The sequence below is a fragment of the Cupriavidus necator genome (genome assembly GCF_016127575.1).
In the GTDB taxonomy this organism is placed as follows: Bacteria; Pseudomonadota; Gammaproteobacteria; order Burkholderiales; family Burkholderiaceae; genus Cupriavidus; species Cupriavidus necator_D.
The window spans coordinates 614209-639724 of record NZ_CP066018.1 but is presented as its reverse complement, the minus strand read 5'-3'; the positions used below and the strand labels follow the sequence as shown (position 1 = coordinate 639724).

Below are 25516 nucleotides of genomic sequence, written 5' to 3'. Positions count from 1 at the left end.
CAGAATTGAATTGACGCTATGAAAGTCACGATCATCGGCAGCGGCTATGTCGGCCTTGTCACCGGCGCCTGCCTGGCGGAACTTGGCAACGACGTGTTCTGCCTGGACCTGGACGAGCAGAAGATCGCGCTGCTTAACGCAGGCGGGGTGCCGATCTACGAGCCGGGCCTGCAGGAGCTGATCCAGCGCAACCGGGCCGCCGGGCGGCTGACCTTTTCCACCGACGTGGCGGCCAGCGTCGAGCACGCCGACGTGCAGTTCATCGCCGTGGGCACGCCCCCGGACGAAGACGGCTCTGCCGACCTGAAGTACGTGTTGGCGGCGGCGCGCAATATCGGCCGCCATATGACCGGCTTCAAGGTCGTGGTCGACAAGTCCACCGTGCCGGTTGGCACCGGCGACCGCGTGGCCGCCACGATCCGCGCGGAGCTGGCCGCGCGCAGCCTGGAAGACCTGCAGTTCTCGGTGGTGTCGAACCCCGAGTTCCTGAAGGAGGGCGCCGCGGTCGAGGACTTCATGCGCCCGGACCGCATCGTGCTGGGCTGCAACGCCGACGTCGCCGGCCGCCACGCGCAGGCCACCATGCGCCAGCTTTACGCGCCGTTCAACCGGCACCACGAGCGCACCTTCTACATGGACGTGCGCTCGGCCGAGTTCACCAAATACGCCGCCAATTCGATGCTGGCCACGCGCATCTCGTTCATGAACGAGCTGGCCAACCTGGCCGACGAGGTCGGCGCCGATATCGAACTGGTGCGCATGGGCATCGGATCGGACCCGCGCATCGGCTACAGCTTCCTGTATGCCGGCGCCGGCTATGGCGGTTCATGCTTCCCCAAGGACGTGCAGGCGCTGATGCGCACCGCCGCCGACCATGGCAAGCCGATGCGCGTGCTGGAAGCGGTGGAATCGGTCAACGGCGCACAGAAGCGCGTGCTGGGCGACAAGGTCGTGCGCCGCTTCGGCGATGACCTGACTGGCCGCACCTTTGCGGTGTGGGGCCTGGCCTTCAAGCCCAACACCGACGACATGCGCGAGGCACCGTCGCGGGTGCTGGCACGCGAACTGGTGTCGCGCGGCGCGTCGCTGCGCATGCACGACCCGGTGTCGATGGCCGAAGCCCGGCGCGTGCTGGATGCCGACCTGGCCGACCTGCCGGGCGGCGCCGCGCGCGTGAGTTTCCACGAGAACCAGATGGATGCGCTGGACGGCGCCGACGCGCTGGTGATCGTGACTGAATGGAAGGTGTTCCGCAGCCCAGACTTCGGTCAGATCAAGCGGCGCCTGAAGGCCCCGGTGGTCTTCGACGGGCGCAACCTGTATGAGCCTGAGGCCATGGTCGAGACCGGCGTGGAGTACCACGCCATCGGCCGCCCGACCCGGCAGGCCGTGAACGAATGAGGCGCCGGCGGGTCAACGGACTCATCAACCGATAAGCTAACGCGGCGGCCGCGGCCGGCGCGATATTGCCAAGGATCTTCATGAACAAGACCGTCATTCCGCAGGAGCAGATCCGGCAGTCCCATATCCTGGTGGTCGGCGACATGATGCTGGACCGCTACTGGTTCGGCGATGTGGAGCGCATCTCGCCGGAAGCACCGGTGCCGGTGGTCCAGGTCAAGCGCAGCGACGAGCGCCTGGGCGGCGCCGCCAACGTGGCCCGCAATGCCGCGGCACTGGGCGCACGCGTGGGCATGCTGGGCGTGGTCGGCGACGACGAGCCGGCCCGCACGCTTGAAGCGCTGCTGGGCGAGAGCCATGTGCAGCCCTACCTGCACCGCGATCCCAAGCTCAACACCACCATCAAGCTGCGCGTGGTGGCGCACCAGCAGCAGTTGCTGCGCGTGGATTTCGAGAGCGCGCCGGCGCATGAAGTGCTGGCCGCGGTACAGGACCGCTTCCTGGCCCTGATCAACGACTACCAGGTGCTGGTGCTGTCCGATTACGGCAAAGGCGGTCTGACCCACGTCACGCGCATGATCGACGCCAGCCGCGCGGCCGGGCGCAAGGTGCTGATCGATCCCAAGGGCGACGACTACTCGCGCTACCGCGGCGCCACCCTGATCACCCCCAACCGGGCCGAGATGCGTGCCGTGGTCGGCGCCTGGAAGACCGAGGCCGACCTGACCATCCGCGCGCAGAACCTGCGCCGCGGGCTGCAGCTGGAGGCGCTGTTGCTGACGCGCTCGGAAGAGGGCATGACGCTCTACACCGAGGCCGAGGTGCTGCACGTCTCCGCCCAGGCGCGCGAGGTCTATGATGTATCGGGTGCGGGCGATACCGTGATCGCCACGCTCGCCACCATGCTGGGTGCCGGCGTGCCGCTCAAGGAAGCCGTGCAGCATGCCAATCGTGCCGGCGCCATCGTGGTGGGCAAGCTTGGTACCGCCGTCGTCTCTTATTCTGAATTGTTCGGCGCCGCCCCGTGAGGCGTGGCGCCCCCATCCTGATCCGACCATGACCATCATCGTCACCGGCGCCGCTGGCTTTATCGGCAGCAACCTCGTCAAAGGCCTGAACGACCGCGGCGAGACCAACGTCATCGCTGTCGACAACCTGACCCGTGCCGACAAGTTCCACAACCTGGTCGACTGCGAGATCTCCGACTACCTGGACAAGCAGGACTTCCTCGCGCGCTTTGCCCGCGGCGAGTTCGGCAAGGTGCGGGCGGTATTCCATGAGGGCGCGTGCTCCGACACCATGGAGACCGACGGCCGTTACATGATGGAGAACAACTACCGTTACACGCTGTCGCTGATGGAGAGCTGCCTGGAACAGGGCACGCAGTTCCTGTATGCGTCGTCGGCGGCTACCTACGGTGCTTCGCAGGTGTTCCGCGAAGACCGCGAGTTTGAGCGCCCGCTGAACGTGTACGGCTACTCCAAGTTCCTGTTCGACCAGATCGTGCGGCGCCGGCTGCCGTCGGCGCTGTCGCAGATCGTGGGCTTCCGCTACTTCAACGTGTACGGCCCGCGTGAAACGCACAAGGGCCGCATGGCCTCGGTCGCCTTCCACAACTTCAACCAGTTCCGCGCCGACGGCACGGTGAAGCTGTTCGGCGAGTACGGTGGCTATGCCCCCGGCATGCAGAGCCGCGACTTTATCTCGGTCGAGGACGTGGTCAAGGTCAACCTGCACTTCTTCGACCATCCGGACAAGTCCGGCATCTTCAATCTCGGCACCGGCCGCGCGCAGCCGTTCAACGACATCGCCGCCACCGTGGTCAATACCCTGCGCGAGGCCGAAGGCAAGCCGCGCCTGTCGCTCGATGAACTGGTGCAGGAAGGCCTGCTCGAGTACGTCAAGTTCCCCGATGCGCTGCGCGGCAAGTACCAGTGCTTTACGCAGTCGGATGTGTCGAAGCTGCGCAGCGCCGGCTACAGCGAGCCGTTCCTGAGCGTCGAGGAAGGCGTGGCGCGCTACTGCCGCTGGCTGATCGAACGCGCCGGCTGACAATCGGCGCGCAGCCGGCCGACACGCTTTCGTGCGGCCGGTGTCAACTTTTGTTGCCGCATGGGCCGCCGCTGCGGCCCGCCCCTATCCTGACCTGACCTCGCCGCCCCGGCGGGGGTGGTACCTCAGACCATCCACAGGAAAGGAGAGCCTTCATGTTCAAGCATTGGGTCCGGCAACTTGCCCGGCGTTTTTCCCTGGTATTCCTTGCTGCAACCATCTGCCTGTTCGCAGGCGGTGCCGCGCATGCCGCCATCGATGTCAACACGGCGGACGAGGCGGCGCTGACCTCGGTCAAGGGCGTGGGAGCCGCCACCGCCCGCAACATCATCGACGAACGCAACAAGCGTGGGCCCTACAAGGACGCCGCGGACCTGGCCGAGCGCGTCAGCGGCATCGGGCCGAAGTCCGTGGCGAAGCTGCAGGACGCTGGCCTCGCCATTGGCCCGAAGGGAGCCGCAGCAGCGGCCCCGGCCAAGGCCGCCAAGGCAGCGCCCGCGGCGGCCACCAAGCCGGCGCGCTAGCAGGCGCAGGGGCTGGCGCCCGGCTGCCACGTGGCCGGGCGCTCTCCTTGCTGGTATGGGTTGTGCTAGACCCTTGCCGCTTCGCACGCCCCGTGGCGGCGGAGTATCATGCGGACGCCGCGCCGGCAGGATCTGCCGCGCGTGACTGCCGACAGGCACGCATCTACCAAACAACCAGGCACAAACGCGGCGGCCGCCGACCAGGCGGCCAGCCCGGACCACAGGGAGCAGAACAATATGGCGAATGGCGAGGACGCGGGATTCCTGCCGCAGTGGCGGCTCAAGACCGAAGGTGTGATCGGGCCGGATGAGCGGCTGCCCGCCGGGCAGACGCTGCTGGCCGGCATCCAGCACGTGGTGGCGATGTTCGGCTCGACCGCCATTGCACCGATCCTGATGGGTTTCAACCCGAATATCGCCATCCTGTTTTCCGGCATCGGCACGCTGATCTTCTTCCTGTGCGTGCGCGGGCGGGTGCCGAGCTATCTTGGCTCCAGCTTCGCTTTCATCGCCGTGGTGATCGCCGCCACCGGCTACGCGGGCAGCGGCCCCAACCTCAATATCCCGGTGGCACTGGGCGGCATCATCGCCGCCGGCGCGCTGTACACGGTGATCGGCCTGATCGTGCAGGCGGTGGGCTACGCCTGGGTCGAAAAGCTGATGCCGCCGGTGGTGACCGGCGCCATCGTCGCGGCGATCGGGCTGAACCTGGCCCCGGTAGCGGTCAAGGCGGTCAGCGGGGCGGCCCTCGATACCTGGGTGGGCCTGCTGACGGTGGTGGCCGTGGGGCTGGTGGCGGTGCGTGCGCCCGGCATGATCGGGCGCCTGCCGGTGCTGATCGGCGGCCTGGCCGGCTACCTCGCCTACTACCTGGGCACCAATGTGATGGGGCTGGGCAAGCCGATCGACTTCTCCAGCGTGGCAGCGGCCAGCTGGTTCGGGCTGCCGGCGTTCACGGCGCCGACCTTCGAGCTCAGCGCCATGCTGCTGATCGCCCCGGTGGCGATTGTGCTGGTGGCGGAGAACCTGGGTCATATCAAGGCCATCGGCGTGATGACCGGGCGCAACCTGGACCCGTATATCGGCCGTGCCTTCATCGGCGACGGCATCGCGACCATGCTGTCGGCCAGCGGCGGCGGCACCGGCGTGACCACTTATGCCGAGAACATGGGCGTGATGGCGGTCACCAAGATCTACTCGACGCTGATCTTCGTGGTCGCGGCCGCGGTGGCCATCCTGCTGGGCTTCTCGCCCAAGTTCGGTGCGCTGATCCTGACCATCCCGGGTCCGGTGATCGGCGGGCTGACCATCGTCGTGTTCGGCCTGATCGCGGCGACGGCGGGCCGGATCTGGGTGCAGAACAAGGTGGACTTCTCCAGCTCGCGCAACCTGATCACGGTTGGCGCCACGCTGACGGTGGCCGCCGGCGACCTGACGCTGAAACTGGGCGGCATGACGCTGGGCGGCATCGGGACTGCCACCTTCGGCTGCATCCTGCTGTACCACCTGTTGGGCGAAGGCAACCACGAAGAGGGCTGAGCCAGGGCAGGATGGGCGCAGGCGGGCGGGTGGCAGCGTAAATCCCGCCTGCCGGCGAGGGATAGGTGTCTGGATTACAATGGCCGGCGAATTGGAATCCCCCGTTTGCGACCCCCTTTCGCGACCCCTCGCTCCATGGCCTACAAGACAATTGAAGACACCATCGGCAATACGCCGCTGGTCAGACTGCAGCGCATCCCCGGTGCCGCCAACGACGCGCGCGGCAATGTGATCCTCGGCAAGCTCGAAGGCAACAACCCGGCCGGTTCGGTCAAGGACCGCCCCGCGGTGTCGATGATCGCCCGGGCCGAGGCGCGCGGGCGCATCAAGCCGGGCGACACCCTGATCGAGGCGACTTCCGGCAATACCGGCATCGCGCTGGCCATGGCGGCCGCCATCCGCGGCTACAAGATGGTGCTGATCATGCCCGAGGACCTGAGCCTCGAACGCCGCCAGAGCATGGCGGCCTACGGTGCCGAGATCATCCTGACCCCGGTCAAGGGCGGCATGGAGTACGCCCGCGACCTGGCGGATTCGATGGAGCGCGATGGCAAGGGCGTGATCCTCGACCAGTTCGCCAACCCGGACAACCCGCAGGCGCACTACGAGGGCACCGGGCCGGAGATCTGGCGCGATACCGACGGCCGCATCACCCACTTCGTTTCGGCGATGGGCACCACCGGCACCATTACCGGCGTGTCGCGCTACCTGAAGGAACAGAACCCGGAGATCCAGGTCATCGGCGCGCAGCCGGCCGAAGGCTCGCGCATCCCGGGCATCCGCAAGTGGCCCGAGGCGTATCTGCCCAAGATCTACGATGCCAGCTACATCGACCGCACCGAGCCGGTGAGCCAGGGCGATGCCGAGCACATGGCGCGGCGCATGGCGTCCGAAGAGGGCATCTTCTGCGGCATTTCGGCCGCGGGCGCGCTCTGCGTGGCGCTGCGCATTGCCGAGGAAGTGGAGAACGCCACCATCGTGTTCGTTGTGTGCGACCGCGGCGACCGCTACCTGTCGACCGGCGTGTTCCCGGCGTGACCTGAACCGGTGCCAACAAGAAAGGCCTCGCAAATGCGAGGCCTTTCTTGCTTTGGCGGGCAGCTGGCGTCAGCCCATCGCCGCCTTGACCGCCTCGCCCAGCTGGTACACCGCCAGCGCATAGAAGAAGCTGCGGTTGTAGCGCGTCAGCACGTAGAAGTTGCGCAGGCCGAGCAGGTACTCGGTCGGCTGGTCGGGGGTGGGCAAGTCCACCACCAGCACGCCAGTCTCGCCTTCGCGCGCGGGGTCGATCGGCTCGTCCACGCGCAGGCCGGCGCGGGTCAGCTGGTTGAGCGTGCGCGTGGGCCACGGCTCACCGTCGGCCGCGGCGGTGGCGATACCCAGGCTGCCGGCGTCGCCGGCAATGCGCCACACCACCGGGCGGCCCGGCTCCCAGCCGTGCAGCTGCAGGAAGCGCGCGACACTGCCGATGGCGTCGGTAGGGCTGTTGCGCAGGTCGATGCGGCCGTTGTTGTCGTAGTCGATGGCGTATTCGCGCAGGCTGGTCGGCATGAACTGCGGGATGCCGATCGCGCCCGCGAAGGAGCCCAGCACCGAGTACACGTCGGTGCGGGTGTCGCGGCACCACAGCAGGTAGTCGGCCAGCTGGTTGCGGAACAGCGTGGTGCGGGCTTCGCGGTTGGGCGTGTCCGGGTAGTCGAAGGCGAGCGTGGACAGCGAATCGAGCACGCGGAAGGTGCCCATGTCGCGGCCATAGATGGTTTCCACGCCGATGATGCCGACGATGACCGATGCCGGCACGCCGAACTCGGCTTCGGCGCGGCGCAGCGTGTCGCGGTTGTCCTGCCAGAAGCGCACGCCCGCGTTGATGCGGATCGGCTCGATAAAGCGCGAGCGGTAGGTGCGCCAGCTTTTGCGGCCGGTGGTGGCGGGCGGCATGATCAGACGCACCACGGTGGCGGAATAGACCGCCTGGCCAAACCACTCCTGCAGCATGCCACGGTCAAGGCGGTGGCGGGCCACCATCTCGTCGATAAATGCGCGGGTCTGCGGATTGTCGCGGTAGCGGCCGGGTTCGATCTCTTCCTCGCGCATGCTGACGCGGCGCTTGCCCGCGGCGAGCAGGCTGGGGGAGAGGCCGCAGAGTCCGAGTGCGGCAGCGGAAAGCGCGGCGCCCAGCAGGGGGCGTCGCAGTGAGCGCTGGGTGTCGGTCATGATGTCCTTTGCAAGTCGCACCGAGTATAGCGGATGCCACTGCGGCAACTGCCGGCAAGTCGTCACGAGATGGCGCGCCGGCGCCGCTGGGTGGCTTGGGCTGGCGTGTGCTAACGTAGCGATTGGAGACAACATCGCGACGATAAGAGATGCCGACAGGCTATTACACGCACCCCGAGTTCCAGCGGCACGAGATGGGGCATTTCCATCCGGAGTGCCCGGAACGCCTTCAGGCGATCGAGGATCACCTGATTTCGCACGGCCTGGACGGGCTGCTGGAGCGCCGCGAAGCCCCGCCCGCCACGCGCGAGCAGCTTGAGCGCGTGCACCGGCCCGACTATGTCGATTCACTCGAACGCGCCAGCCCGGCCAGCGGCTATCACGCGATCGATCCGGATACCTCGATGAACTCGCACACGCTTGCCGCCGCCACGCTGGCCGCGGGCGCGGCGGTGGCGGCCACCGATGCGGTGATCGCCGGCGAGTTCGAAAACGCGTTCTGCTGCGTGCGCCCGCCCGGCCACCACGCCGAGCCCGACCGCGCCATGGGCTTCTGCTTCTACAACAACGTCGCCATCGCCGCGCGCCACGCGCTGCGGGCGCACGGGCTGGAGCGCGTGGCCATCATCGATTTCGACGTGCACCACGGCAATGGCACCGAAGCGGCATTCCGCGGCGACGAGCAGGTGATGATGTGCAGCATTTTCCAGCACCCGTTCTATCCGTACAGCGGCACCGAGCATCTCGCGCCCAATATGGTCAACATACCGCTGCCGGCCTATACCAACGGCATGGCCGTGCGCGAAGTGGTCGAGACCATCTGGCTGCCGCGGCTCAATGAGTTCCGCCCGCAGATGCTGTTTATCTCCGCCGGCTTTGACGCGCACCGCGAGGACGACCTGGGCCAGATGGGCCTGGTGGAGCAGGACTACGCCTGGATCACCGGCCAGCTGGTGGACGTTGCGCGCGCCCATGCGCAGGGCCGCATCGTCAGCTGCCTGGAGGGGGGCTACAACCTGAGCGCGCTGGGCCGCAGCGTGCTGGCGCACCTGAAGGTGCTGCTGGAACGATAGGAGAGCATGGCCATGGCCGAGACCGATGCGCGCGTGGACGCGCCGCTGCTGACCGAATCGCGCGACACCGCGGGCGTGGTGCGGCTGACCATGAATCGGCCGCAGGCGTTCAATGCACTGTCAGAAGGGCTGCTCGACGCGCTGACCGAAGCCCTCGGCCGGCTGGCGTCGGACCATACCGTGCGCGTGGTGGTGCTGGCCGGCGCCGGCAAGGCCTTCTGCGCCGGGCACGACCTGCGCGAGATGCGGGCCTCGCCGTCGCACGACTACTACCGGCGCCTGTTCGACCGCTGCACGCGCATGATGATGGCGATCCAGAAGATGCCGCAGCCGGTGCTTGCGCGCGTGCAGGGCATCGCCACGGCGGCGGGCTGCCAGCTGGTGGCCATGTGCGACCTTGCGGTGGCCGCCGACGATGCGCGCTTTGCGGTGTCCGGCGTCAACCTGGGCCTGTTCTGCTCGACGCCCGGGGTGGCGTTGTCGCGCAACCTGCACCGCAAGCAGGCGATGGAGATGCTGCTGACCGGCGACATGATCGACGCCGAAACCGCCCGTGAGCGCGGGCTGGTGAACCGGGTGGTGCCCGCTGGCCAGCTCGACGAAGAGGTGGCGCGCCTGGCCGCCAGCATCTGCGCCAAGCCGGCCGCCGCGGTGGCCGCCGGCAAGTGTCTGTTCTACCGCCAGCTGGAAATGGGCATCGAGGCCGCCTACCAGCTGGCCGGCCAGACCATGGCCTGCAACATGATGGACGAGTCGGCGCTGGAGGGGGTGCAGGCCTTCATTGACAAGCGTTCGCCGTCCTGGCGTGGCTCATAATCGACTTTTTTGCCCCTTATATGCCGGGAACGTATAAAGACATCGGTAAAAAGTCGTTTATGGTATGAAGCGAATCGCATAAAATACGCGCTTCAGAAAAATAACGAGCGGCAACAGCGCTGGAGATCCCTCGCCTGTTGCCGTTTTTCTTTTGGTCACCTTTCCATGATCGAACTGCAAGGACTGTCGCAGCGCTTCCCGGGCGCGTCTGGCGACGTGCATGCATTGCGGGACGTCAGCCTGTCGATAGCGGCGGGCGAGGTCTTCGGCATTATCGGCCGCAGCGGCGCCGGCAAGAGCACGCTGGTACGCGCCATCAACCTGTTGAACCGGCCCTCGAGCGGCCGCGTGATCGTCGCGGGCCAGGAGCTGACCGCGCTGGACACGGGCGCGCTGCGCCTGGCACGCCGCGAGATCGGCATGATCTTCCAGCACTTCAACCTGCTGTCGTCGCGCACGGTGTATGAGAACGTGGCGCTGCCGCTGGAACTGGCCGGCAAGCCCAAGGCTGAGATTGCCGCGACGGTGCTGCCGCTGCTGGACCTGGTGGGCCTGTCGGCGCTGAAGGGCCGCTATCCGGCGCAGATCAGCGGCGGGCAGAAGCAGCGCGTGGGCATTGCGCGCGCCCTGGCCAGCAAGCCCAAGGTGCTGCTCTCGGACGAGGCCACTTCCGCGCTGGACCCGGAAACCACCCGCTCCATCCTGGAACTGCTCAAGCAGATCAACCGCGACCTGGGCCTGACCATCGTGATGATCACGCACCAGATGGAAGTCATCAAGCAGGTCTGCGACCGCGTGGCCGTGCTTGAAGCCGGCCGGGTGGTGGAGACCGGGCGCGTGATCGACGTATTCCTGCGCCCGCAGCACGACGTCACCCGCGCCATGATCGGCGACGTCATCTCGCAGGAACTGCCGGCCAGCGTGCTCAAGCGCGTGGAGAGCCGGCTCGGCAACGGGCGCGACCATGTCTACCGCCTGGCCTTCACCGGCGAGGGCGTGGACCAGCCGGTGCTGGCCCAGGCGATCCGCCGCTACGGGCTGGACTTCAATATCCTGCACGGCCATATCGACGAGATCCAGGGCCAGGCTTTCGGCTCGCTGGCGATCATGGCCACGGGCGAACTGGCCGACGTGAAGGCGGCGATGGAATACCTGCAGGCGCAAGGCGTCGTGGTGGAGGAGTTCGAGCATGTGGTCTGAAATGTTTGACCTGTTCCTGACCTCGTTCAACGAGACCCTGCTGATGGTGGCGATCTCGGGCGTGGTCGGCTCGCTGCTGGGCGTGCCGCTGGGCGTGCTGTTGCACCTGACCAACCGTGGCGGCGTGCTGTCGCACCCGCTGTTCAACCGCGGCATCGGCGTGGTGGTCAACGCCGTGCGCTCGATCCCGTTCATCATCCTGCTGGTGGTGGTGATCCCGTTCACGCGCTTTATCGTCGGGTCGTCGATCGGCACCACCGCGGCGATCGTGCCGCTGACCATCGCGGCGATCCCGTTTATCGCGCGCCTGGTGGAAAGCGCGCTGCGCGAGGTCGACAAGGGCCTGGTCGAGGCCGCTCAGTCGATGGGCGCCACCACCCGCCAGATCGTGTGGAAGGTGCTGCTGCCCGAGGCCATGCCCGGCATCGTCGCCGGCCTGACCATCACCTTTGTCAGCCTGGTCGGCTATTCGGCCATGGCCGGCGCGATCGGCGGAGGCGGTCTGGGCGACCTGGGCATCCGCTACGGCTACCAGCGCTATATCACCGAGGTCATGGTGGCGGTGGTGGTGATCCTGATCGTGTTCGTGCAGGCCGTGCAGAGCTTCGGCGACTGGCTTGTCCGCCGTATCAGCCACCGCTAATCCGTCAACGCCAAGTCAATTATTTTCTGAAACAGGAACGCATATCATGCAACGTCGCAACCTGCTGCAATGGATTCTCGGCGCCGCGATCGGCGCAACGCTGGCAACGGGCGCCGTCGCCCAGGAAAAGCCGATCAAGATCGGCGTGACCGGCGGCCCGCACGCCCAGATCATGGAACAGGTGAAGAAGGTCGCCGCCAAGGACGGCCTGAACATCCACGTGGTCGAGTTCAGCGACTACATCCAGCCCAACGCCGCGCTGGCCGCCGGCGACCTGGACGCCAACAGCTACCAGCACCTGCCGTACCTGGAAGCCCAGATCAAGGACCGCGGCTACAAGTTCACGCATATCGCCTATACGGTGACGTTCCCGATGGGCGTGTACTCGAAGAAGATCAAGTCGCTCGACCAGCTCAAGCAGGGTGCGCGCGTGGGCGTGCCCAACGATCCCACCAACGGCGGGCGCGGCCTGTTGCTGCTGCAGAGCAAGGGCGTGATCAAGCTCAAGCCTAACGCCGGCCTGAAGGCCACGCCGCTGGACATCGTCGAGAACCCGAAGAAGATCCGCATCGTCGAGCTGGACGCCGCGCAGCTGCCGCGCTCGCTGGATGACCTGGATGCCGCCGCCATCAACGGCAACTACGCGGAATCGGCCGGCCTGTCGCCCGTCAAGGATGCCATCGCCATCGAAGGCCCGAAGGGTCCGTACGCCAACCTGATCGCGATCCGCGAGGCTGACAAGAGCAAGCCCTGGGTGGCCAAGCTGGTGAAGGCTTATCACTCGCCGGAAATCAAGCAATACGTCACATCGACCTTCAAGGACTCGGTCATTACCGCCTGGTAAGCCGACGCCACTTTGAGGGTTTCATCCAATCAGACGATGCCCGCAAGCCCCGGTTTGCGGCACAATCGTCGGACGGCTGGGATCTGCCGGGCTATGCCCGGCATCATTTTGCCGATAAAATAGTACGATCGTTCGAAAAACAGGAGAGCCGCCAACCCGGTGGTTATAATGACGAGCGAACAAAATTTCTGACTATCAGCTATCAGTGGAGTGAGCGCATGAAAGTACTCGTCGCAGTCAAGCGGGTGGTGGATTACAACGTCAAGGTCCGCGTCAAGGCGGACGGCAGCGGCGTCGATCTGGCCAACGTGAAGATGAGCATGAACCCCTTCGACGAAATCGCCGTGGAAGAGGCCGTGCGCCTGAAGGAAGCCGGTGTTGTCACCGAAGTGATCGCCGTCTCGTGCGGTGTCACGCAGTGCCAGGAAACCCTGCGCACCGCGATGGCCATCGGTGCCGACCGCGGCATCCTGGTGGAATCGAACGAAGACCTGCAACCGCTGGCCGTGGCCAAGCTGCTGAAGGCGCTGATCGACAAGGAACAGCCGCAACTGGTGATCCTGGGCAAGCAGGCCATCGACGACGACTCCAACCAGACCGGCCAGATGGTGGCCGCGCTGGCTGGCCTGCCGCAAGCCACGTTCGCCTCCAAGGTGGTGGTTGCCGACGGCAAGGCCTCGGTGACGCGTGAAGTCGATGGCGGCCTGGAAACGCTGTCGCTCAAGCTGCCGGCCGTGGTGACGACCGACCTGCGCCTGAACGAGCCGCGCTACGTGACGCTGCCGAACATCATGAAGGCCAAGAAGAAGCAGCTCGATATCGTCAAGCCGGAAGACCTCGGCGTCGACGTCAAGCCGCGCCTGTCGACCCTGAAGGTGGTCGAGCCTGCCAAGCGCAGCGCGGGTGTGATGGTGCCGGACGTTGCGACGCTGGTGCAGAAGCTGAAGAACGAAGCCAAGGTTATCTGAGCGCGGGGGAGAAATAACATGACTGCACTCGTCATTGCTGAACACGACAATCAATCCATCAAGGCCGCCACGCTGAACACCGTGACTGCCGCTGCCCAGTGCGGCGGCGACGTGCACGTGCTGGTGGCTGGTGCCAACGCCAAGGCCGCGGCCGATGCGGCCGCCAAGATCGCCGGCGTGACCAAGGTCCTGCTGGCCGACGCCCCGTACTTCGGTGACGGCCTGGCCGAGAACGTGGCCGAGCAGGCGCTGGCCATCGCCAACGACTACTCGCATATCCTGGCTCCGGCCACCCCGTACGGCAAGAACATCCTGCCGCGCGTGGCTGCCAAGCTGGACGTGGCCCAGATCTCGGAAATCTCCAAGGTCGACGCCCCGGACACGTTCGAGCGCCCGATCTACGCCGGCAACGCCATCGCCACGGTCAAGTCGGAAGACAAGATCAAGGTCATCACCGTGCGCGGCACCGCCTTTGACGCCGCCGCCGCCGAAGGTGGCTCGGCTGCCGTCGAGACCCTGCCGGCCGTGGCCGACGCAGGCGTTTCGCAGTTTGTTTCGCGCGAAGTGGCCAAGAGCGACCGTCCGGAACTGACCGCCGCCAAGATCATCGTCTCGGGTGGCCGTGGCGTGGGTTCGGGCGAGAACTACACCAAGGTGCTGACGCCGCTGGCCGACAAGCTGGGCGCCGCGCTGGGTGCCTCGCGCGCCGCCGTGGACGCCGGCTTCGTGCCGAACGACTACCAGGTCGGCCAGACCGGCAAGATCGTCGCGCCGCAGCTGTATATCGCCGTCGGTATCTCCGGCGCGATCCAGCACCTGGCCGGCATGAAGGACTCCAAGGTGATCGTTGCGATCAACAAGGATGCCGAAGCCCCGATCTTCTCCGTGGCCGACTACGGCCTGGTAGGCGACCTGAACACCGTGGTGCCGGAGCTGGTGGCAGCACTGGGCTGATGCCTTGCCGGCCGCCAGGCGGCCGGCACTGGTAGCAAGTACGAGCCGTTCCGGGGGTGACCCGCGAACGGCTTTTTCATACATGTTGGGAGACATCGATGACTTACCGTGCGCCGATCAAGGACATGCTGTTCGTCATGAACGAGCTGGCCGGGCTAGAGGCCGTGAGCAAACTGCCGGGCTTCGAGGAAGCCACGCCGGAAACGGCCGAGGCAGTGCTGGACGAGGCCGCCAAGTTCAACGAGCAGGTCGTCGCGCCGCTGAACCGCGCCGGCGACCTGGACCCGAGCAGCTGGAAGGACGGCGTGGTCACCACCACGCCCGGCTTTAAGGAGGCCTTCCGCCAGTTCGGCGAGGGCGGCTGGCAGGGCGTGCTGCATCCGCAGGAGTTTGGCGGCCAGGGCCTGCCCAAGCTGGTCGCCACCGCCTGCAACGAGATGCTGAACACCGCGAACCTGTCGTTCGCGCTGTGCCCGCTGCTGACCGATGGTGCCATCGAAGCGCTGCTGACGGCCGGCACGGATGAGCAGAAGGCCACCTTCCTGCCCAAGCTGATCTCGGGCGAGTGGACCGGCACCATGAACCTGACCGAGCCGCAGGCCGGCTCGGATCTGGCCGCAGTGCGCACCCGTGCCGAGCCGCAGGGCGACGGCACCTACAAAGTGTTCGGCACCAAGATCTTCATCACCTACGGCGAGCACGACATGGCGAAGAACATCGTCCATCTCGTGCTGGCCCGCACGCCCACCGCGCCCGAGGGCGTCAAGGGCATCTCGCTGTTCATCGTGCCGAAGTTCATGGTCAACGCCGACGGCAGCACCGGTGAGCGCAACGACGTGCATTGCGTCTCGATCGAGCACAAGCTGGGCATCAAGGCGAGCCCCACGGCCGTGCTGCAGTTCGGCGACCATGGCGGCGCCATCGGCACGCTGGTCGGCGAAGAGAACCGTGGCCTCGAGTACATGTTCATCATGATGAACTCGGCACGCTTCTCGGTCGGCATGCAGGGCATCGCCGTATCCGAACGCGCCTACCAGCAGGCGGTGGCCTTTGCGCGCGAGCGCGTGCAGAGCCGCCCGGTCGATGGTTCGGCGCGCGAGGCGGTGACCATCATCCACCACCCTGACGTCAAGCGCATGCTGATGACCATGCGCGCGCTGACCGAAGGCGCGCGCGCCGTGGCCTACGTGGCCGCGGCCGCCAGCGACGCGGCGCACCAGCATCCCGACGAAGCGGTGCGCCAGCAGAACCAGGCCTTCTACGAGTTCCTGGTGCCGGTGGTGAAAGGCTGGAGCACCGAGCTGTCGATCGACGTCACCAGCCTGGGTGTGCAGGTGCACGGCGGCATGGGCTTTATCGAGGAGACCGGCGCGGCGCAGCACTACCGCGACGCGCGTATCCTGCCGATCTACGAAGGCACCACGGCAATCCAGGCCAACGACCTGATCGGCCGCAAGACCGTGCGCGACGGCGGCGCCGTGGCGCGTGCGATCTGCGCGCAGATCGCCGAGACCGAGGCTGCGCTGGGCAATCACAGCTGCGCCGGGTTCACCGCGGTACAGGCGCAACTGGCCAAGGGTCGCGCGGCGCTGGAAGACGTGGTGGCGTTTGTCGTGGCCAATGCCAAGTCCGACCCGAACGCCGTCTTTGCCGGCAGCGTGCCTTACCTGAAGCTGTGCGGCATCGTGTTCTCCGGCTGGCAGTTCGGCCGTGCGATGCTGGCCGCCGATGCGAAGCGGGCCGGGGATCCGGGCTTTTATGACGCCAAGATCGCCACCGCGCATTTCTTTGCGGAGCACATCCTGTCGCAGGCGTCGGCTTTGCGCGATGCCATCGTCAGTGGTGCGGCACCGGTGAATGCGATGACGGCCGAGCAGTTCTGAGTGGCCTGACAGTCGCCGGAAAGAAAAAGGGCGGCCCCGCGGGGCCGCCCTTTTTGCTTATCGAGGCAGCCTGCTTCAGGCAGTGGCAGGCCTGGGCGCCAGGTGATGGCGCGCCGGCTTCAGGTAGCGGCCCACCGACAGGTCGTCGGCGCGGATCGCCGGCGACGTGCCAGAGACCAGGTCCGAGAGCAGCTTGCCCGAGCCGCAGGCCATGGTCCAGCCGAGCGTGCCGTGGCCCGTGTTCAGCCACAGGCCGCGCACCTGGGTCGGGCCGACGATCGGCGTACCGTCCGGCGTCATCGGGCGCAGGCCGGTCCAGAAGGCGGCCTGGCTGACATCGCCGGCGCCCGGGAACAGGTCGGTGACCACGTGTTCGAGCGTGCGGCGCTTGGCCGGATCCAGGCTGCGGTCATAGCCGACGATCTGCGCCATGCCGCCCACCCGGATGCGGTCGTCGAAGCGGGTGATGGCAACCTTGTAGGTTTCGTCCAGCACGGTGGACACCGGGCTGCGCGACGGATCGCTCAGCGGCACCGTGATCGAGAAGCCCTTGAGCGGATACACGGGCAGGTTGGACATGCCACGCAGGAACGGCTTGACCAGCTGCGTCGACCAGCTGCCCAGCGCCACCACCACCAGGTCGGCATCCATCGGCTGGCCGTCGACCACGGCGCCGGTGACGGCATCGCCCTGGGTCATCAGTCTGTCGATCGAGCGGTTGTACAGGAATTTCACGCCCAGCAGCTCGGCCATGCCCGCGAGCCGTTGCGTAAACAGCGCGCAGTCGCCGGTTTCATCGTTGGGGAGGCGCAGGCCGCCGGCCAGCTTGTGGCGGACGGCGGCCAGCGCCGGTTCGCTCGCGGCGAGTTCCTCGCGCGAAAGCAACTGGTAAGGCACGCCGGCTTCTTCCAGCACGGCGATGTCCTTGGCCGCGCCTTGCAGCTGCTCGTCGGTGCGGAACACCTGCAGCGTGCCTTGCTGGCGGCCTTCATAAGCGATGCCCGTCTCCGCGCGCAGCGCGCGGATGCAGTCGCGGCTGTATTCGGCCAGCCGTACCATGCGCTCCTTGTTGACGGCGTAGCGTTCGGCGCTGCAGTTCTGCAGCATCTGCCACATCCATTGCAGCTGGAACAGCGTGCCGTCCGGACGGATGCTGAGCGGGGCATGTTGCTGGAACATCCACTTGATCGCCTTCAGCGGTACGCCCGGCGCCGCCCACGGCGACGCATAGCCGGGCGAGATCTGCCCCGCGTTGGCAAAGCTGGTGCCGAGCGCGGGCCCGGCCTCGCGGTCGACGACGGTCACTTCGTGACCGGCCTTGGCCAGATACCACGCACTGGTGACGCCAATAACGCCGCTGCCTAGTACGAGAACGCGCATGTCCGGGGGCTCCAACTGCGGTGACAAGTTGATAAAGGATTTATCTCTATACTATTGAAACCAATCCAGTCATTGTTATCGAATTTCTCAGGAAAACAGGAAAAACTCATGAGAACGAGTCGCCAGCCCATGCGCACCCTCGACCGGCTCGACCGCAAGATCCTGACGGCGCTGCAGAGCGACGGCCGGATGTCGATGAAGGACCTGGCCGAAGCGGTCGGGCTGACCATCACGCCCTGCATCGAGCGCGTCAAGCGCCTGGAGCGCGATGGTGTCATCATGGGCTACTACGCACGGCTGAACCCGGCGCTGCTGGGCAGCGCGCTGCTGGTGTTCGTCGAGATCTCGCTGGGCAACAAGTCGGGCAATATGTTCGAGCAGTTCCGGCGCGAGGTGCTGCGTATCCCGGAAGTGCTGGAATGTCACCTGGTATCGGGCGATTTCGACTACCTGATCAAGGCGCGCATCCGCGAGATCGGTGAATACCGCCGGCTGCTGGGCGACATCCTGCTGCAGCTGCCCGGCGCAGCGCAGTCGAAGAGCTATGTGGTGATGGAAGAGATCAAGGAGACGCTGGCGATTTCCGTCGAGGAGAAGAGCCAGGCAGTGTGACCAAGGCCAGCATGGAGCGCCCCCCGCCGAAACCCAAGCCTGTCAGCAGCCGCCCGACGCGGCCCGATGCCGACCCCGACGCACTCGCGCCGCAGGCAGGCCCGCGGCCGCCCGTGGCGCGCAAGGGCCGAGGCGCCGTGAGCAACCTGCAGGGGCGTTTCGAGCGCGACCTGCGTGAAGCGTTCGACGATGGCTGGAGCAGTGCACCAGAAGAGGCGCCGCGTACCACCGAAGCCGCACCGTCGCCGGAGGCAGCGCCGCTGCCGCCGCTGCGCACGGAAGTCCATATCGAGCGCGCCCGTTCGGTCCTGACGCGCAATGCATCGCCCGACATCCCGTTCGATGTCTCGCTCAACCCCTACCGCGGTTGCGAGCACGAAATGTGGAGTGAAACGTCTCCGCTGAGATCCTCACGATGACGCTGGTTTCCCAGCGGGGATCGACTAAAGGGGTAACTCCAATCTCAGTAGGAAAGTGTTCATAGGTAATGGCTGGAGGGCAGCGCATAGCGGACTGCTGGCAGGGCATCGTCGAGATTTGTTCACGAAAGCCACAGCCGTGATCACCTTCGCGTGAACATTTTTTGTCCTGCATCTCAATGGATTATGTCTAGCTAGTGACTGTGAATGGAGTCACTTGGAGGCTCATATTGAAATTTTAATTTTATTATTCTATGCGAACATGATGTGGAATCGATAATTGCCATTATTCTGGCAAAGAAAATAGATGTACTTCTGTGAAGCGGGGAGCGGCTGCCTAAGTAGGGCGGTAGATGTCCACTCTGAATTTGTTCAGATAAAAGTTCTGGTCCTGTACCTGACCGGGACGTGCTAGCATTCGCGAAAGGGCTCAGCACTCGCGAACATGTCCAATGTTTCAATGCTCGATTTCTTGGAAGGTGAGATTGTGCTTTGCGCGCACCATGAACCAGGTGTGAGCAGTCTCACGGTTGGGCAGCCATCTTTTTTCATTCGGACCAGTAGTCAATCACTTGTTTTTGAAGAGCCCAGTCTCTATTTACACGAGCGCATAGTTGCGCGAGGAATTAGAACTAGCCCGCATACTTGGGCAGCCGTGGCACAGGCATTGAAAACCTGGTTTCAGTATCTGCAGATCCTGAAGAGAGACTGGAGGCTGGCGTCCTCACAAGATCGAATTGATTACAGAGATGCTTACATGGTTGCGATTTCCCCGAAGACGGGGGGGAAGTACCATGCGTCCACGGTAAAAAGCAGAATGTCGGTTATCCGAGATTTTTATATTTATGCGCGGGATGCCGAATGGTACGACGGAGACATTGGGTCAAATCTCTGCGGCAGCGATTTTCGACATTACAGAGACGTTGATCTTCCAAAGGCTCGGCCTAATTTGGCAATTCATCCTCTGACGCGACAGGATTTGCGGGCATTATTGCAGTATGCTGGGCCTCGTGCAACGCAAAAAATGGCCGGTGATCAACGGCTAAGCCGAAATAGGATCATTTTCGATCTGGGATGGGCTGTGGGCCTCCGCGTAGGAGAGATTGCAGCATTGACGATCTTGCAGTTTCTCGCGCTGGCACCTGATCCTTTAGCTCCGAGTGCTGATCAGCAACTGAGTATCGTCCGAAAGGGAGGCAAGACATGCGCTGTCGCGATTCCTAATTGGCTCGTGTCCGATATTCTTGCTTACATTGAAGGTGAGCGCGCCGCGGTACTCCAGGTGACTGATATTCCTTTTCGAAATCAACCGATCCGGCTATTTCTGAGTCAATACGGAAGCAGTCGCCAGAGTAAGCCAATTTCAATCAGCCGCATGCAAGGAATTTTTGAGGAGGCATGCCTCGGTATCGGGCGGTTGAAGATTGTCGATTGCATCGATCCAGAGGGCGCCAATAATTTTTTTAGGAAGCGGGCGAGGCACTCAATCCATGATCTCCGGCATACATACGCCGTGCTTACGTATCACGCTGAACGTATGAGCGGAAATCCAGAGCCTTGGAAAAAAATACAAGCACAACTCGGACACAAGCATCTACAGACGACTATTGATATCTATTTAGCTCATGTGGAGGTATTTAATATGCAGCCTGGTCTGTATGATGTGCGGAAAATAATCGGATTATGAGCGAGAATAGGACCATCCGTGCGAAGCGAGTGTCTTCGGCGGCGAGCGTCGTTCGCCAGCTTAATGCCGAGGATGGTTCTAAGGATCGTGCCCATCCATTGTTTCCTGTAAATCTTCTTGAATCGGGGCGTCGTGACGATGGACGGCCGACGCTTCGTGCACTGATCCGAACCGATGTCGGGGAGACGCAGGCACTTGATCTTAGCTTCCTTCTCACGCAGTCAGAGTTGATGCCGCTCTTTGCACAAGCGATTTTGCTTTGGGCTCCCACCCGTAGTATTCGCACGCGTGTGGGGCTAGTTTATACGTTGCGAAATGGATTGTTTTCGTATTTGGACAGTTGCTACGCAGGAGTAGAGCTAACTCCGCCTGATCTTAATGATGAATTGTTCACCGGATATCGTGAGTGGCTATTTGCAAGACGTGTTAGGGGGAAACCGCTCCATCCTAATAGCATCAAAAACTATCTCGGATGTCCGCGGATATTGCTATCAGTGATAGACAAGGGGCCCTGGGCAGAAAGCGCCCAGTCCATCGCCCAACGTGTGCCTCGAGGTCCCTTTGGGGCAGCTCGAAGAGCCTCACCCTTGGAAGTCATTTCAGCCAGCTCGCTAGTAGCGATTATCGATGCGTGTGAAGAAGAACTGGAGGAGATTGCTTCGAGGCTGGATTATGGGGGCGTCCTCATCTCGGAGGGTAAGCGAGCAATCGAAGAAGGACACACTGACCTCAAGAACGTTTCGGTATGTCTTGCAATGTTGGCGGCGAAGTATCCAAACGTGCTTCCTACGCTTGAGGATATTGGGAAGGAAAATAGGAGCCTCGGGTACGCAGCGACGGAGCACGGTGCCCGAACTCTAGCGTCTTACTTGTATTCCAGTCCCCGTGATCTCGTTCCTCTGGTGATATTGCTAACCATCGCCACAGTCTTTAACCCCAATACGGTTCTACGCCTCAAGTGGAGCGCGATTGACAGAAATTTCCTTCGACTTGGGCTGAGAGGAATACGTGTAATCGGAGAAAAGGCCCGCGCAAAGAAAGATCTGGTGCGGTTGCTTGATCCATCGGCGAGCATTTCGAGGAAGTTTTGCTTTGACTATCTCTTAGATCTTTTGGAGCGAATTACGTCGAGGATTCGGCCAGTTTGTGAAAAAAAGGATCGCGATAGAGTATTCGTCTTTGTGCCCAAAGTAGGTCAGAAGCGGGTGATCTCATTCACCGATGACACCCTACGTTCCTCGGGATGGCGGCCGAAGCTGCAGGAGTTTATTGCTGATAATAGGCTGCCAAATTTTACCTTGGGGCAGATTCGACCCACCATTATTGATATGGTGCAACAGTTCGATGGTGGCCTGGAGGCGGCGCGGGCAGTGGGTAATCATTCCCGCATGAGCACAACCTGGACACATTACACCAGCGATGGAGCCCGCAAGCGGAACCGGGAAAAAGTCGGAGAGGTAATATTATTACGGGAGAGATGGATCAATACACAGGGAAAAATTGATCCCCGTCGACTTACCAATACTGATGACCGTGCGGCGGCTACGCCAGGCTTTCGCTGCCTTGATCCGTTTGATTCTCCCTCCCCGGGGCAGCGCTCCGGCGTACTGTGCAAAGACTACGGAGGCTGTCCGACCTGTCCCCTTGCGGTCGCGAGACCAAATGATGCCATTAGTGTTGCATACTACCTTGCATTGAAAAGCAGTCTCCTTGCCAGTCAAGTGCAGATGAGCGGGAATAGTTGGTCCTGCCGTTGGGCACCAAGGCTGTCGGCTTTGAACAACCTCCTAAATATGGTGCCCGAACAGATCATGAGCAAAGCTTTGAGGTTTCATATTTCGCTGCCGCAGGTGGGCTGATAGGTATGCAGCGCAACTCCGCCAAACTTAATCGATCTAGTTCGCGCGAGCCAAAAGCGCTGTTTCAGAGAAATAAGGAGGAGCTAGAAGATTATTGGCTCAGTGAGCATAGTCAATTTAAGGATGTTAGGTGGGAGTTTACGCCGACTACGCCTGGCCTTAAAAAAACCGCAAGCACCATCAATTGGAGTATAGAACTCTTTGACGGGAGTAAGCTCACTGACCCACACCACGCTGCACGCTTACATTGGTCGAAGACGCTCCTTTTGACTCTCCTTAAAATGCCGGCCGAAGGAGTGCCGACGATGGTTGGAGGTGTTTCCGCCCACCAGCAATCTTTCAAGTGGTTATTGTCGTGGATGGCCATAAATGGCTACCACGTACCATCTCAGCTGACAGCTGGCGTCGTCTCCAGATATATAGATGAATTACCCCAATTCATGCTTGACTGTACAGACGAGGAAAAAATCACTGTGTCGGTTGCAAGACGTGCCCTTGAAGCCCTTGCTAACTTGTGGCGTCAACGTATTCCTATGGCGCAGATGGGAATTGAATCCATTTCAATAGATCCATTTTTTCGAAAATCATTGGCTAGTATCGCTGACGAATGCGCCGGACAAAGCGTAGGGTGGATAAAGCCCATACCAGATGAAGTTGCTGTGCCGATGTTCAATGAAGCGCTCTGGTTTCTGTCGCAGCCGGCTGAAGACATACTTCGGCTTGTGGCGATCCTTGCGCAACATCCAAATGAAGGGCGCGCGCAGCGAATCAAGAGAATGCGACGCGACCTGCGACGATTCGAGTTTGGGAGTGGAAAAGATTCGAGTGAGCCATGGCATCGACCTCTGGCCGAGTTGCCAAGTGACATGTATGGAGAGAGTGCAGCACATAGGACTACACGAATGCTTGCATATGATTTGCTGGGTGCGTGCGCCATCATTGTTCAAGGAATGTCGGGCATGCGCATTTCAGAAATTTGTGGGCTAAAGGGAGGCATTGATCCTGTGTCTGGGCTACCAAGTAATGTCCGTTTGGAATCCAGCTCACGTGGTCTATACGAGTGGTTTCTTGTCCGATCGTTGCTCTCAAAGACTAAGGAGGGGCCCCCCATCGAAGTTGACTGGGTGCTTGGGATGCGCCCGGAAGGAAGCAATGAAATACCGCCTGCAATACGTGCGCTTCAGGTTCTTAACCGTCTTTTCTCGCTTTGGCGTGATCACGCGGTCACCGATCGGCTAATACTTCAGTGGCGCGGCCATGCCTCCCTCTCTCATCCTTCGGGGACGCTGAAGCCCATTTTGTCGGACTCCCTCAGGAAAGCAATGAGGGATTTTATTGTTGACTGGGTAAACCTGACGGCTCTGCCGAACGAATCGCGGCAAAAAGTATCCGACGGCGAGCTGATCCCTTGGCGCGAGTCAAAAGGAAAGATCTTTAGCTCTCATATGCTTCGAAAGACCTGGGCCAGCTTTACCCTGGCGGCAAATCCGAGCCTTCTTGGTGCAATACAAATGCAGTTTCATCACCTCAATATGGCGGTGACGGAGGGCGGTTATATAGGGAATAATCCACTCCAAGTTGAAGCCCTGGATTCGGTTTCTAGGCAAAGAAGAAATTTACTGATTTATGAGATGGCAACAGGAGATAGTATTGCCGCGGGTAGAATGGCCCAAACTTTGGGTGATTCGATCGCTGAATTTAAAGACGATTTAGGCGAATTACCAACTTCTGAGAGGTGGCGGATCGTCGACGAGTGGGCTGACAATCAAGAGCTTCAATTCTTTTTTACGGAGTATGCAACATGCTGTCCGGTAAAAACGAGCGAAATGAGGTGTCATGAGATTTCAAATACCTCATTATGGTTCCGGCGATATCCGAATTTTGCCACGCGAGATTCAAGCGTATGTGCGGGATGTGCATGTGCGATTATTGATAAGAGTCACATAGCATTTTGGTCGGAGCGCTTTACAAAAAGCCAAATCGCAATTCGTGAGGCGGAAGCGGTGGGTAAAATGAATGGTTTCAGGGTGATCCTTGAGCGCGCAGAGCAGGCGAAGAAGATACTGCGAAAACTCGGTGTAAATGTCAGTGAGCTATAGGACAAAAAACACATAAAGGATTTGGTGAGTCAAATGTCGTTAAAAAGAAAAGCGATATATTCGGGAGACTCCATCGAGCAGGAATTTCTAGATGCGCTGGCGCGGCTGCAGATCGGGAAGCCAAAAACTAAGAAGATGAAAGATCGGCTAGCTGCCGGGAAGATGAAGATCACGATCAGTAACGTTGCCGTCGAGGCGGGGCGGTCTAGAACATTAATTGGACTAGATAAAAACTGTCGATATCCAGTAGTTAGAGAGAAAATAAGAGAAGCGAAGGAAAAGCCTTCGCTTCCAACTACGCACACAGAGATCATTCAACGATTGCGCGCTGAAAAACTCGAACTTCAGGTTGAAGTTCGGAAGCTTCGCGCAGAAGCTACTGCTCACTATTTTGCCCGAGTGAAGGCCGAGAAGGAGTTGGAGCAGGAGCGTGCGCGCGCCGCTCGAGTCAATAAGCTACTTGCCGGCAAGCAAAAAATTGCCCGCATCGTTGGGGGGGATTCTCAAAGCTAGGTCCCACGACATACTTGTACGCTGTCCTTGGAGAACCGTAGCTCGATTGCATGCCCATCCAATTGCAGAGCGCTCGCCCACTTCACGAATCAGGCTAGTAGGTATCTGTGTTCACCCTGAGCCTGAAGACGAGCTTCGATTCCTCCCCAGAACCGCCAAGTGCGCAGGCCATGATAATCTCGTTTAATGAACTGGAAGCACATCGTGCCAAGGGTATCATTTGCAAGATACCCATCCACAAGGGCGGCTGGGAAGAACTCCAGGCGGAGTCAGGAGTCCGATCTGAGTGGGAATATACGCTGATGAATCCTGCCAACTCTCCGAGCCGGACCGTATTCGCATCTTCGCCACTTCCTCACTGAACTGCCGCAATGCATAGCCCGGCACCGAATCAGCGAGCAGCCGCTGGTCGCGTTGGCGAAGCGGCAAGTTCAGGCGAACGCACCGGATGCTATGACAGTGCACCGGAGCAGTTGCTCAGTTCCACACGCCCGCTATCGGACACTGCCAATACAGCCATCCAGCTGGGGAATTCGAGCCATGCTGACGCGCTGCCTGGTCCGTAGACAGGCATGAGCATACCGTCATGCGAGCGCATCCAACACCCCTGCTTTAGTTTGTTGACGAAGACCCTTACCAAGAGACGGTGCCGCCGCACCGTACCCTGCAACCCTTGAATTCTCGCCAAAAGAGGTCGGGGAGCAGATAAAGCGAAGGGCGAACTGTTGAAAAAGGAGGAGCGTCGCAGGGACGTACTGTTTGCCGGTTTGCCCTGGCAACGCGAAAGTGGCGGAACCGAACCAAAGGGCCGCGGTACACCAGGCGCTGAACGAAGT

General features: G+C 62.2%; 21 protein-coding genes and 1 pseudogene. 20 read left to right on the top strand and 2 right to left on the bottom strand.

Features of this window, described 5'->3' with window-relative positions; all coding sequences use genetic code 11:
- Positions 1 to 18: 18 nt before the first annotated feature.
- The 6 genes from I6H87_RS03010 (at position 19) to cysM (ending at position 6554) form a co-directional block, all read left to right on the top strand.
- On the top strand, positions 19 to 1401 hold the full coding sequence (locus tag I6H87_RS03010; protein ID WP_010812950.1) for a UDP-glucose dehydrogenase family protein: 1383 nt from the start codon (positions 19 to 21) through the stop codon (positions 1399 to 1401).
- An 80-nt stretch (positions 1402 to 1481) separates the two neighbouring features.
- Positions 1482 to 2429 (top strand): D-glycero-beta-D-manno-heptose-7-phosphate kinase, encoded by a 948-nt coding sequence (rfaE1, locus tag I6H87_RS03005; RefSeq protein WP_010812949.1) that lies wholly within the window; start codon positions 1482 to 1484, stop codon positions 2427 to 2429.
- 28 nt (positions 2430 to 2457) lie between these two features.
- Entirely contained in the window at positions 2458 to 3453 is a 996-nt protein-coding gene (gene rfaD, locus I6H87_RS03000) for an ADP-glyceromanno-heptose 6-epimerase (protein WP_010812948.1), read from the top strand.
- Positions 3454 to 3608: 155 nt separating this feature from the next.
- Positions 3609 to 3977, top strand: coding sequence for a ComEA family DNA-binding protein (locus I6H87_RS02995; RefSeq protein ID WP_010812947.1), 369 nt, complete (start codon positions 3609 to 3611; stop codon positions 3975 to 3977).
- 237 nt (positions 3978 to 4214) lie between these two features.
- Positions 4215 to 5516 carry a solute carrier family 23 protein gene (locus I6H87_RS02990; protein WP_011614702.1) on the top strand — a complete coding sequence of 434 codons (1302 nt, stop codon included), beginning with the start codon at positions 4215 to 4217 and terminating at the stop codon, positions 5514 to 5516.
- A gap of 135 nt (positions 5517 to 5651) precedes the next feature.
- Positions 5652 to 6554, top strand: a complete 903-nt coding sequence (cysM, locus tag I6H87_RS02985; RefSeq protein WP_010812945.1) for a cysteine synthase CysM — start codon at positions 5652 to 5654, stop codon at positions 6552 to 6554.
- Positions 6555 to 6623: 69 nt separating this feature from the next.
- Here the strand turns inward: cysM and mltB are convergent, their stop codons facing one another.
- Positions 6624 to 7730: a lytic murein transglycosylase B gene (gene mltB, locus I6H87_RS02980; RefSeq protein WP_010812944.1), complete on the bottom strand. Its 1107-nt coding sequence runs from the start codon at positions 7728 to 7730 to the stop codon at positions 6624 to 6626.
- Between the two features lie 149 nt (positions 7731 to 7879).
- Between mltB and I6H87_RS02975 the strand changes: the two genes are divergently transcribed.
- The 8 genes from I6H87_RS02975 to I6H87_RS02940 all read left to right on the top strand — a co-directional run bounded on the left by I6H87_RS02975 (position 7880) and on the right by I6H87_RS02940 (position 16111).
- On the top strand, positions 7880 to 8803 hold the full coding sequence (locus I6H87_RS02975) for a histone deacetylase family protein (RefSeq protein ID WP_010812943.1): 924 nt from the start codon (positions 7880 to 7882) through the stop codon (positions 8801 to 8803).
- A gap of 12 nt (positions 8804 to 8815) precedes the next feature.
- Positions 8816 to 9619, top strand: a complete 804-nt coding sequence (locus tag I6H87_RS02970; protein ID WP_174549455.1) for an enoyl-CoA hydratase — start codon at positions 8816 to 8818, stop codon at positions 9617 to 9619.
- Between the two features lie 165 nt (positions 9620 to 9784).
- Positions 9785 to 10819, top strand: a complete 1035-nt coding sequence (locus I6H87_RS02965; RefSeq protein WP_011614704.1) for a methionine ABC transporter ATP-binding protein — start codon at positions 9785 to 9787, stop codon at positions 10817 to 10819.
- Complete coding sequence (locus I6H87_RS02960; protein WP_011614705.1) at positions 10809 to 11462, top strand: methionine ABC transporter permease; 654 nt, start codon at positions 10809 to 10811, stop codon at positions 11460 to 11462. The genes I6H87_RS02965 and I6H87_RS02960 overlap by 11 nt, the downstream gene beginning before the upstream one ends.
- Before the next feature lie 46 nt (positions 11463 to 11508).
- Positions 11509 to 12306: a MetQ/NlpA family ABC transporter substrate-binding protein gene (locus tag I6H87_RS02955; RefSeq protein WP_011614706.1), complete on the top strand. Its 798-nt coding sequence runs from the start codon at positions 11509 to 11511 to the stop codon at positions 12304 to 12306.
- A gap of 218 nt (positions 12307 to 12524) precedes the next feature.
- The gene (locus I6H87_RS02950; RefSeq protein WP_010812938.1) at positions 12525 to 13274 is read left to right on the top strand and encodes an electron transfer flavoprotein subunit beta/FixA family protein; all 750 of its coding nucleotides are present in this window, start codon (positions 12525 to 12527) and stop codon (positions 13272 to 13274) included.
- 18 nt (positions 13275 to 13292) lie between these two features.
- A complete protein-coding gene (locus tag I6H87_RS02945) occupies positions 13293 to 14228 on the top strand; it encodes an electron transfer flavoprotein subunit alpha/FixB family protein (protein ID WP_010812937.1) in 936 nt (311 codons plus the stop codon).
- Between the two features lie 98 nt (positions 14229 to 14326).
- The gene (locus I6H87_RS02940) at positions 14327 to 16111 is read left to right on the top strand and encodes an acyl-CoA dehydrogenase (RefSeq protein ID WP_011614707.1); all 1785 of its coding nucleotides are present in this window, start codon (positions 14327 to 14329) and stop codon (positions 16109 to 16111) included.
- Between the two features lie 75 nt (positions 16112 to 16186).
- Here the strand turns inward: I6H87_RS02940 and I6H87_RS02935 are convergent, their stop codons facing one another.
- Positions 16187 to 17491, bottom strand: a complete 1305-nt coding sequence (locus I6H87_RS02935; protein WP_011614708.1) for a D-amino acid dehydrogenase — start codon at positions 17489 to 17491, stop codon at positions 16187 to 16189.
- Between the two features lie 108 nt (positions 17492 to 17599).
- Here I6H87_RS02935 and I6H87_RS02930 point away from each other — a divergent pair, with 108 nt between their 5' ends.
- The 6 genes and pseudogenes from I6H87_RS02930 to I6H87_RS02905 all read left to right on the top strand — a co-directional run bounded on the left by I6H87_RS02930 (position 17600) and on the right by I6H87_RS02905 (position 24680).
- The gene (locus I6H87_RS02930) at positions 17600 to 18103 is read left to right on the top strand and encodes an Lrp/AsnC ligand binding domain-containing protein (protein ID WP_010812934.1); all 504 of its coding nucleotides are present in this window, start codon (positions 17600 to 17602) and stop codon (positions 18101 to 18103) included.
- Between the two features lie 11 nt (positions 18104 to 18114).
- Positions 18115 to 18480 (top strand): annotated as a pseudogene (locus I6H87_RS02925) (radical SAM protein); the annotation flags it as partial.
- A 487-nt stretch (positions 18481 to 18967) separates the two neighbouring features.
- Positions 18968 to 20209, top strand: a complete 1242-nt coding sequence (locus I6H87_RS02920) for a tyrosine-type recombinase/integrase (protein WP_011614711.1) — start codon at positions 18968 to 18970, stop codon at positions 20207 to 20209.
- Entirely contained in the window at positions 20206 to 22068 is a 1863-nt protein-coding gene (locus I6H87_RS02915) for a hypothetical protein (protein WP_011614712.1), read from the top strand. Before I6H87_RS02920 ends, I6H87_RS02915 begins: the two co-directional genes overlap by 4 nt.
- Positions 21951 to 24167, top strand: coding sequence for an integrase (locus tag I6H87_RS02910; protein ID WP_136227742.1), 2217 nt, complete (start codon positions 21951 to 21953; stop codon positions 24165 to 24167). Before I6H87_RS02915 ends, I6H87_RS02910 begins: the two co-directional genes overlap by 118 nt.
- 24 nt (positions 24168 to 24191) lie before the next feature.
- The gene (locus I6H87_RS02905; RefSeq protein ID WP_136227743.1) at positions 24192 to 24680 is read left to right on the top strand and encodes a hypothetical protein; all 489 of its coding nucleotides are present in this window, start codon (positions 24192 to 24194) and stop codon (positions 24678 to 24680) included.
- Positions 24681 to 25516: the final 836 nt, after the last annotated feature.

What these genes read in the sequence shown, in the direction of transcription:
- I6H87_RS03010 (WP_010812950.1), top strand. Translation starts at nt 19, where the DNA reads ATGAAAGTCACGATCATCGGCAGCGGCTATGTCGGCCTTGTCACCGGC.
- rfaE1 (WP_010812949.1), top strand. Translation starts at nt 1,482, where the DNA reads ATGAACAAGACCGTCATTCCGCAGGAGCAGATCCGGCAGTCCCATATC.
- rfaD (WP_010812948.1), top strand. Translation starts at nt 2,458, where the DNA reads ATGACCATCATCGTCACCGGCGCCGCTGGCTTTATCGGCAGCAACCTC.
- I6H87_RS02995 (WP_010812947.1), top strand. Translation starts at nt 3,609, where the DNA reads ATGTTCAAGCATTGGGTCCGGCAACTTGCCCGGCGTTTTTCCCTGGTA.
- I6H87_RS02990 (WP_011614702.1), top strand. Translation starts at nt 4,215, where the DNA reads ATGGCGAATGGCGAGGACGCGGGATTCCTGCCGCAGTGGCGGCTCAAG.
- cysM (WP_010812945.1), top strand. Translation starts at nt 5,652, where the DNA reads ATGGCCTACAAGACAATTGAAGACACCATCGGCAATACGCCGCTGGTC.
- mltB (WP_010812944.1), bottom strand. Translation starts at nt 7,730, where the DNA reads ATGACCGACACCCAGCGCTCACTGCGACGCCCCCTGCTGGGCGCCGCG.
- I6H87_RS02975 (WP_010812943.1), top strand. Translation starts at nt 7,880, where the DNA reads ATGCCGACAGGCTATTACACGCACCCCGAGTTCCAGCGGCACGAGATG.
- I6H87_RS02970 (WP_174549455.1), top strand. Translation starts at nt 8,816, where the DNA reads ATGGCCGAGACCGATGCGCGCGTGGACGCGCCGCTGCTGACCGAATCG.
- I6H87_RS02965 (WP_011614704.1), top strand. Translation starts at nt 9,785, where the DNA reads ATGATCGAACTGCAAGGACTGTCGCAGCGCTTCCCGGGCGCGTCTGGC.
- I6H87_RS02960 (WP_011614705.1), top strand. Translation starts at nt 10,809, where the DNA reads ATGTGGTCTGAAATGTTTGACCTGTTCCTGACCTCGTTCAACGAGACC.
- I6H87_RS02955 (WP_011614706.1), top strand. Translation starts at nt 11,509, where the DNA reads ATGCAACGTCGCAACCTGCTGCAATGGATTCTCGGCGCCGCGATCGGC.
- I6H87_RS02950 (WP_010812938.1), top strand. Translation starts at nt 12,525, where the DNA reads ATGAAAGTACTCGTCGCAGTCAAGCGGGTGGTGGATTACAACGTCAAG.
- I6H87_RS02945 (WP_010812937.1), top strand. Translation starts at nt 13,293, where the DNA reads ATGACTGCACTCGTCATTGCTGAACACGACAATCAATCCATCAAGGCC.
- I6H87_RS02940 (WP_011614707.1), top strand. Translation starts at nt 14,327, where the DNA reads ATGACTTACCGTGCGCCGATCAAGGACATGCTGTTCGTCATGAACGAG.
- I6H87_RS02935 (WP_011614708.1), bottom strand. Translation starts at nt 17,491, where the DNA reads ATGCGCGTTCTCGTACTAGGCAGCGGCGTTATTGGCGTCACCAGTGCG.
- I6H87_RS02930 (WP_010812934.1), top strand. Translation starts at nt 17,600, where the DNA reads ATGAGAACGAGTCGCCAGCCCATGCGCACCCTCGACCGGCTCGACCGC.
- I6H87_RS02920 (WP_011614711.1), top strand. Translation starts at nt 18,968, where the DNA reads ATGTCCAATGTTTCAATGCTCGATTTCTTGGAAGGTGAGATTGTGCTT.
- I6H87_RS02915 (WP_011614712.1), top strand. Translation starts at nt 20,206, where the DNA reads ATGAGCGAGAATAGGACCATCCGTGCGAAGCGAGTGTCTTCGGCGGCG.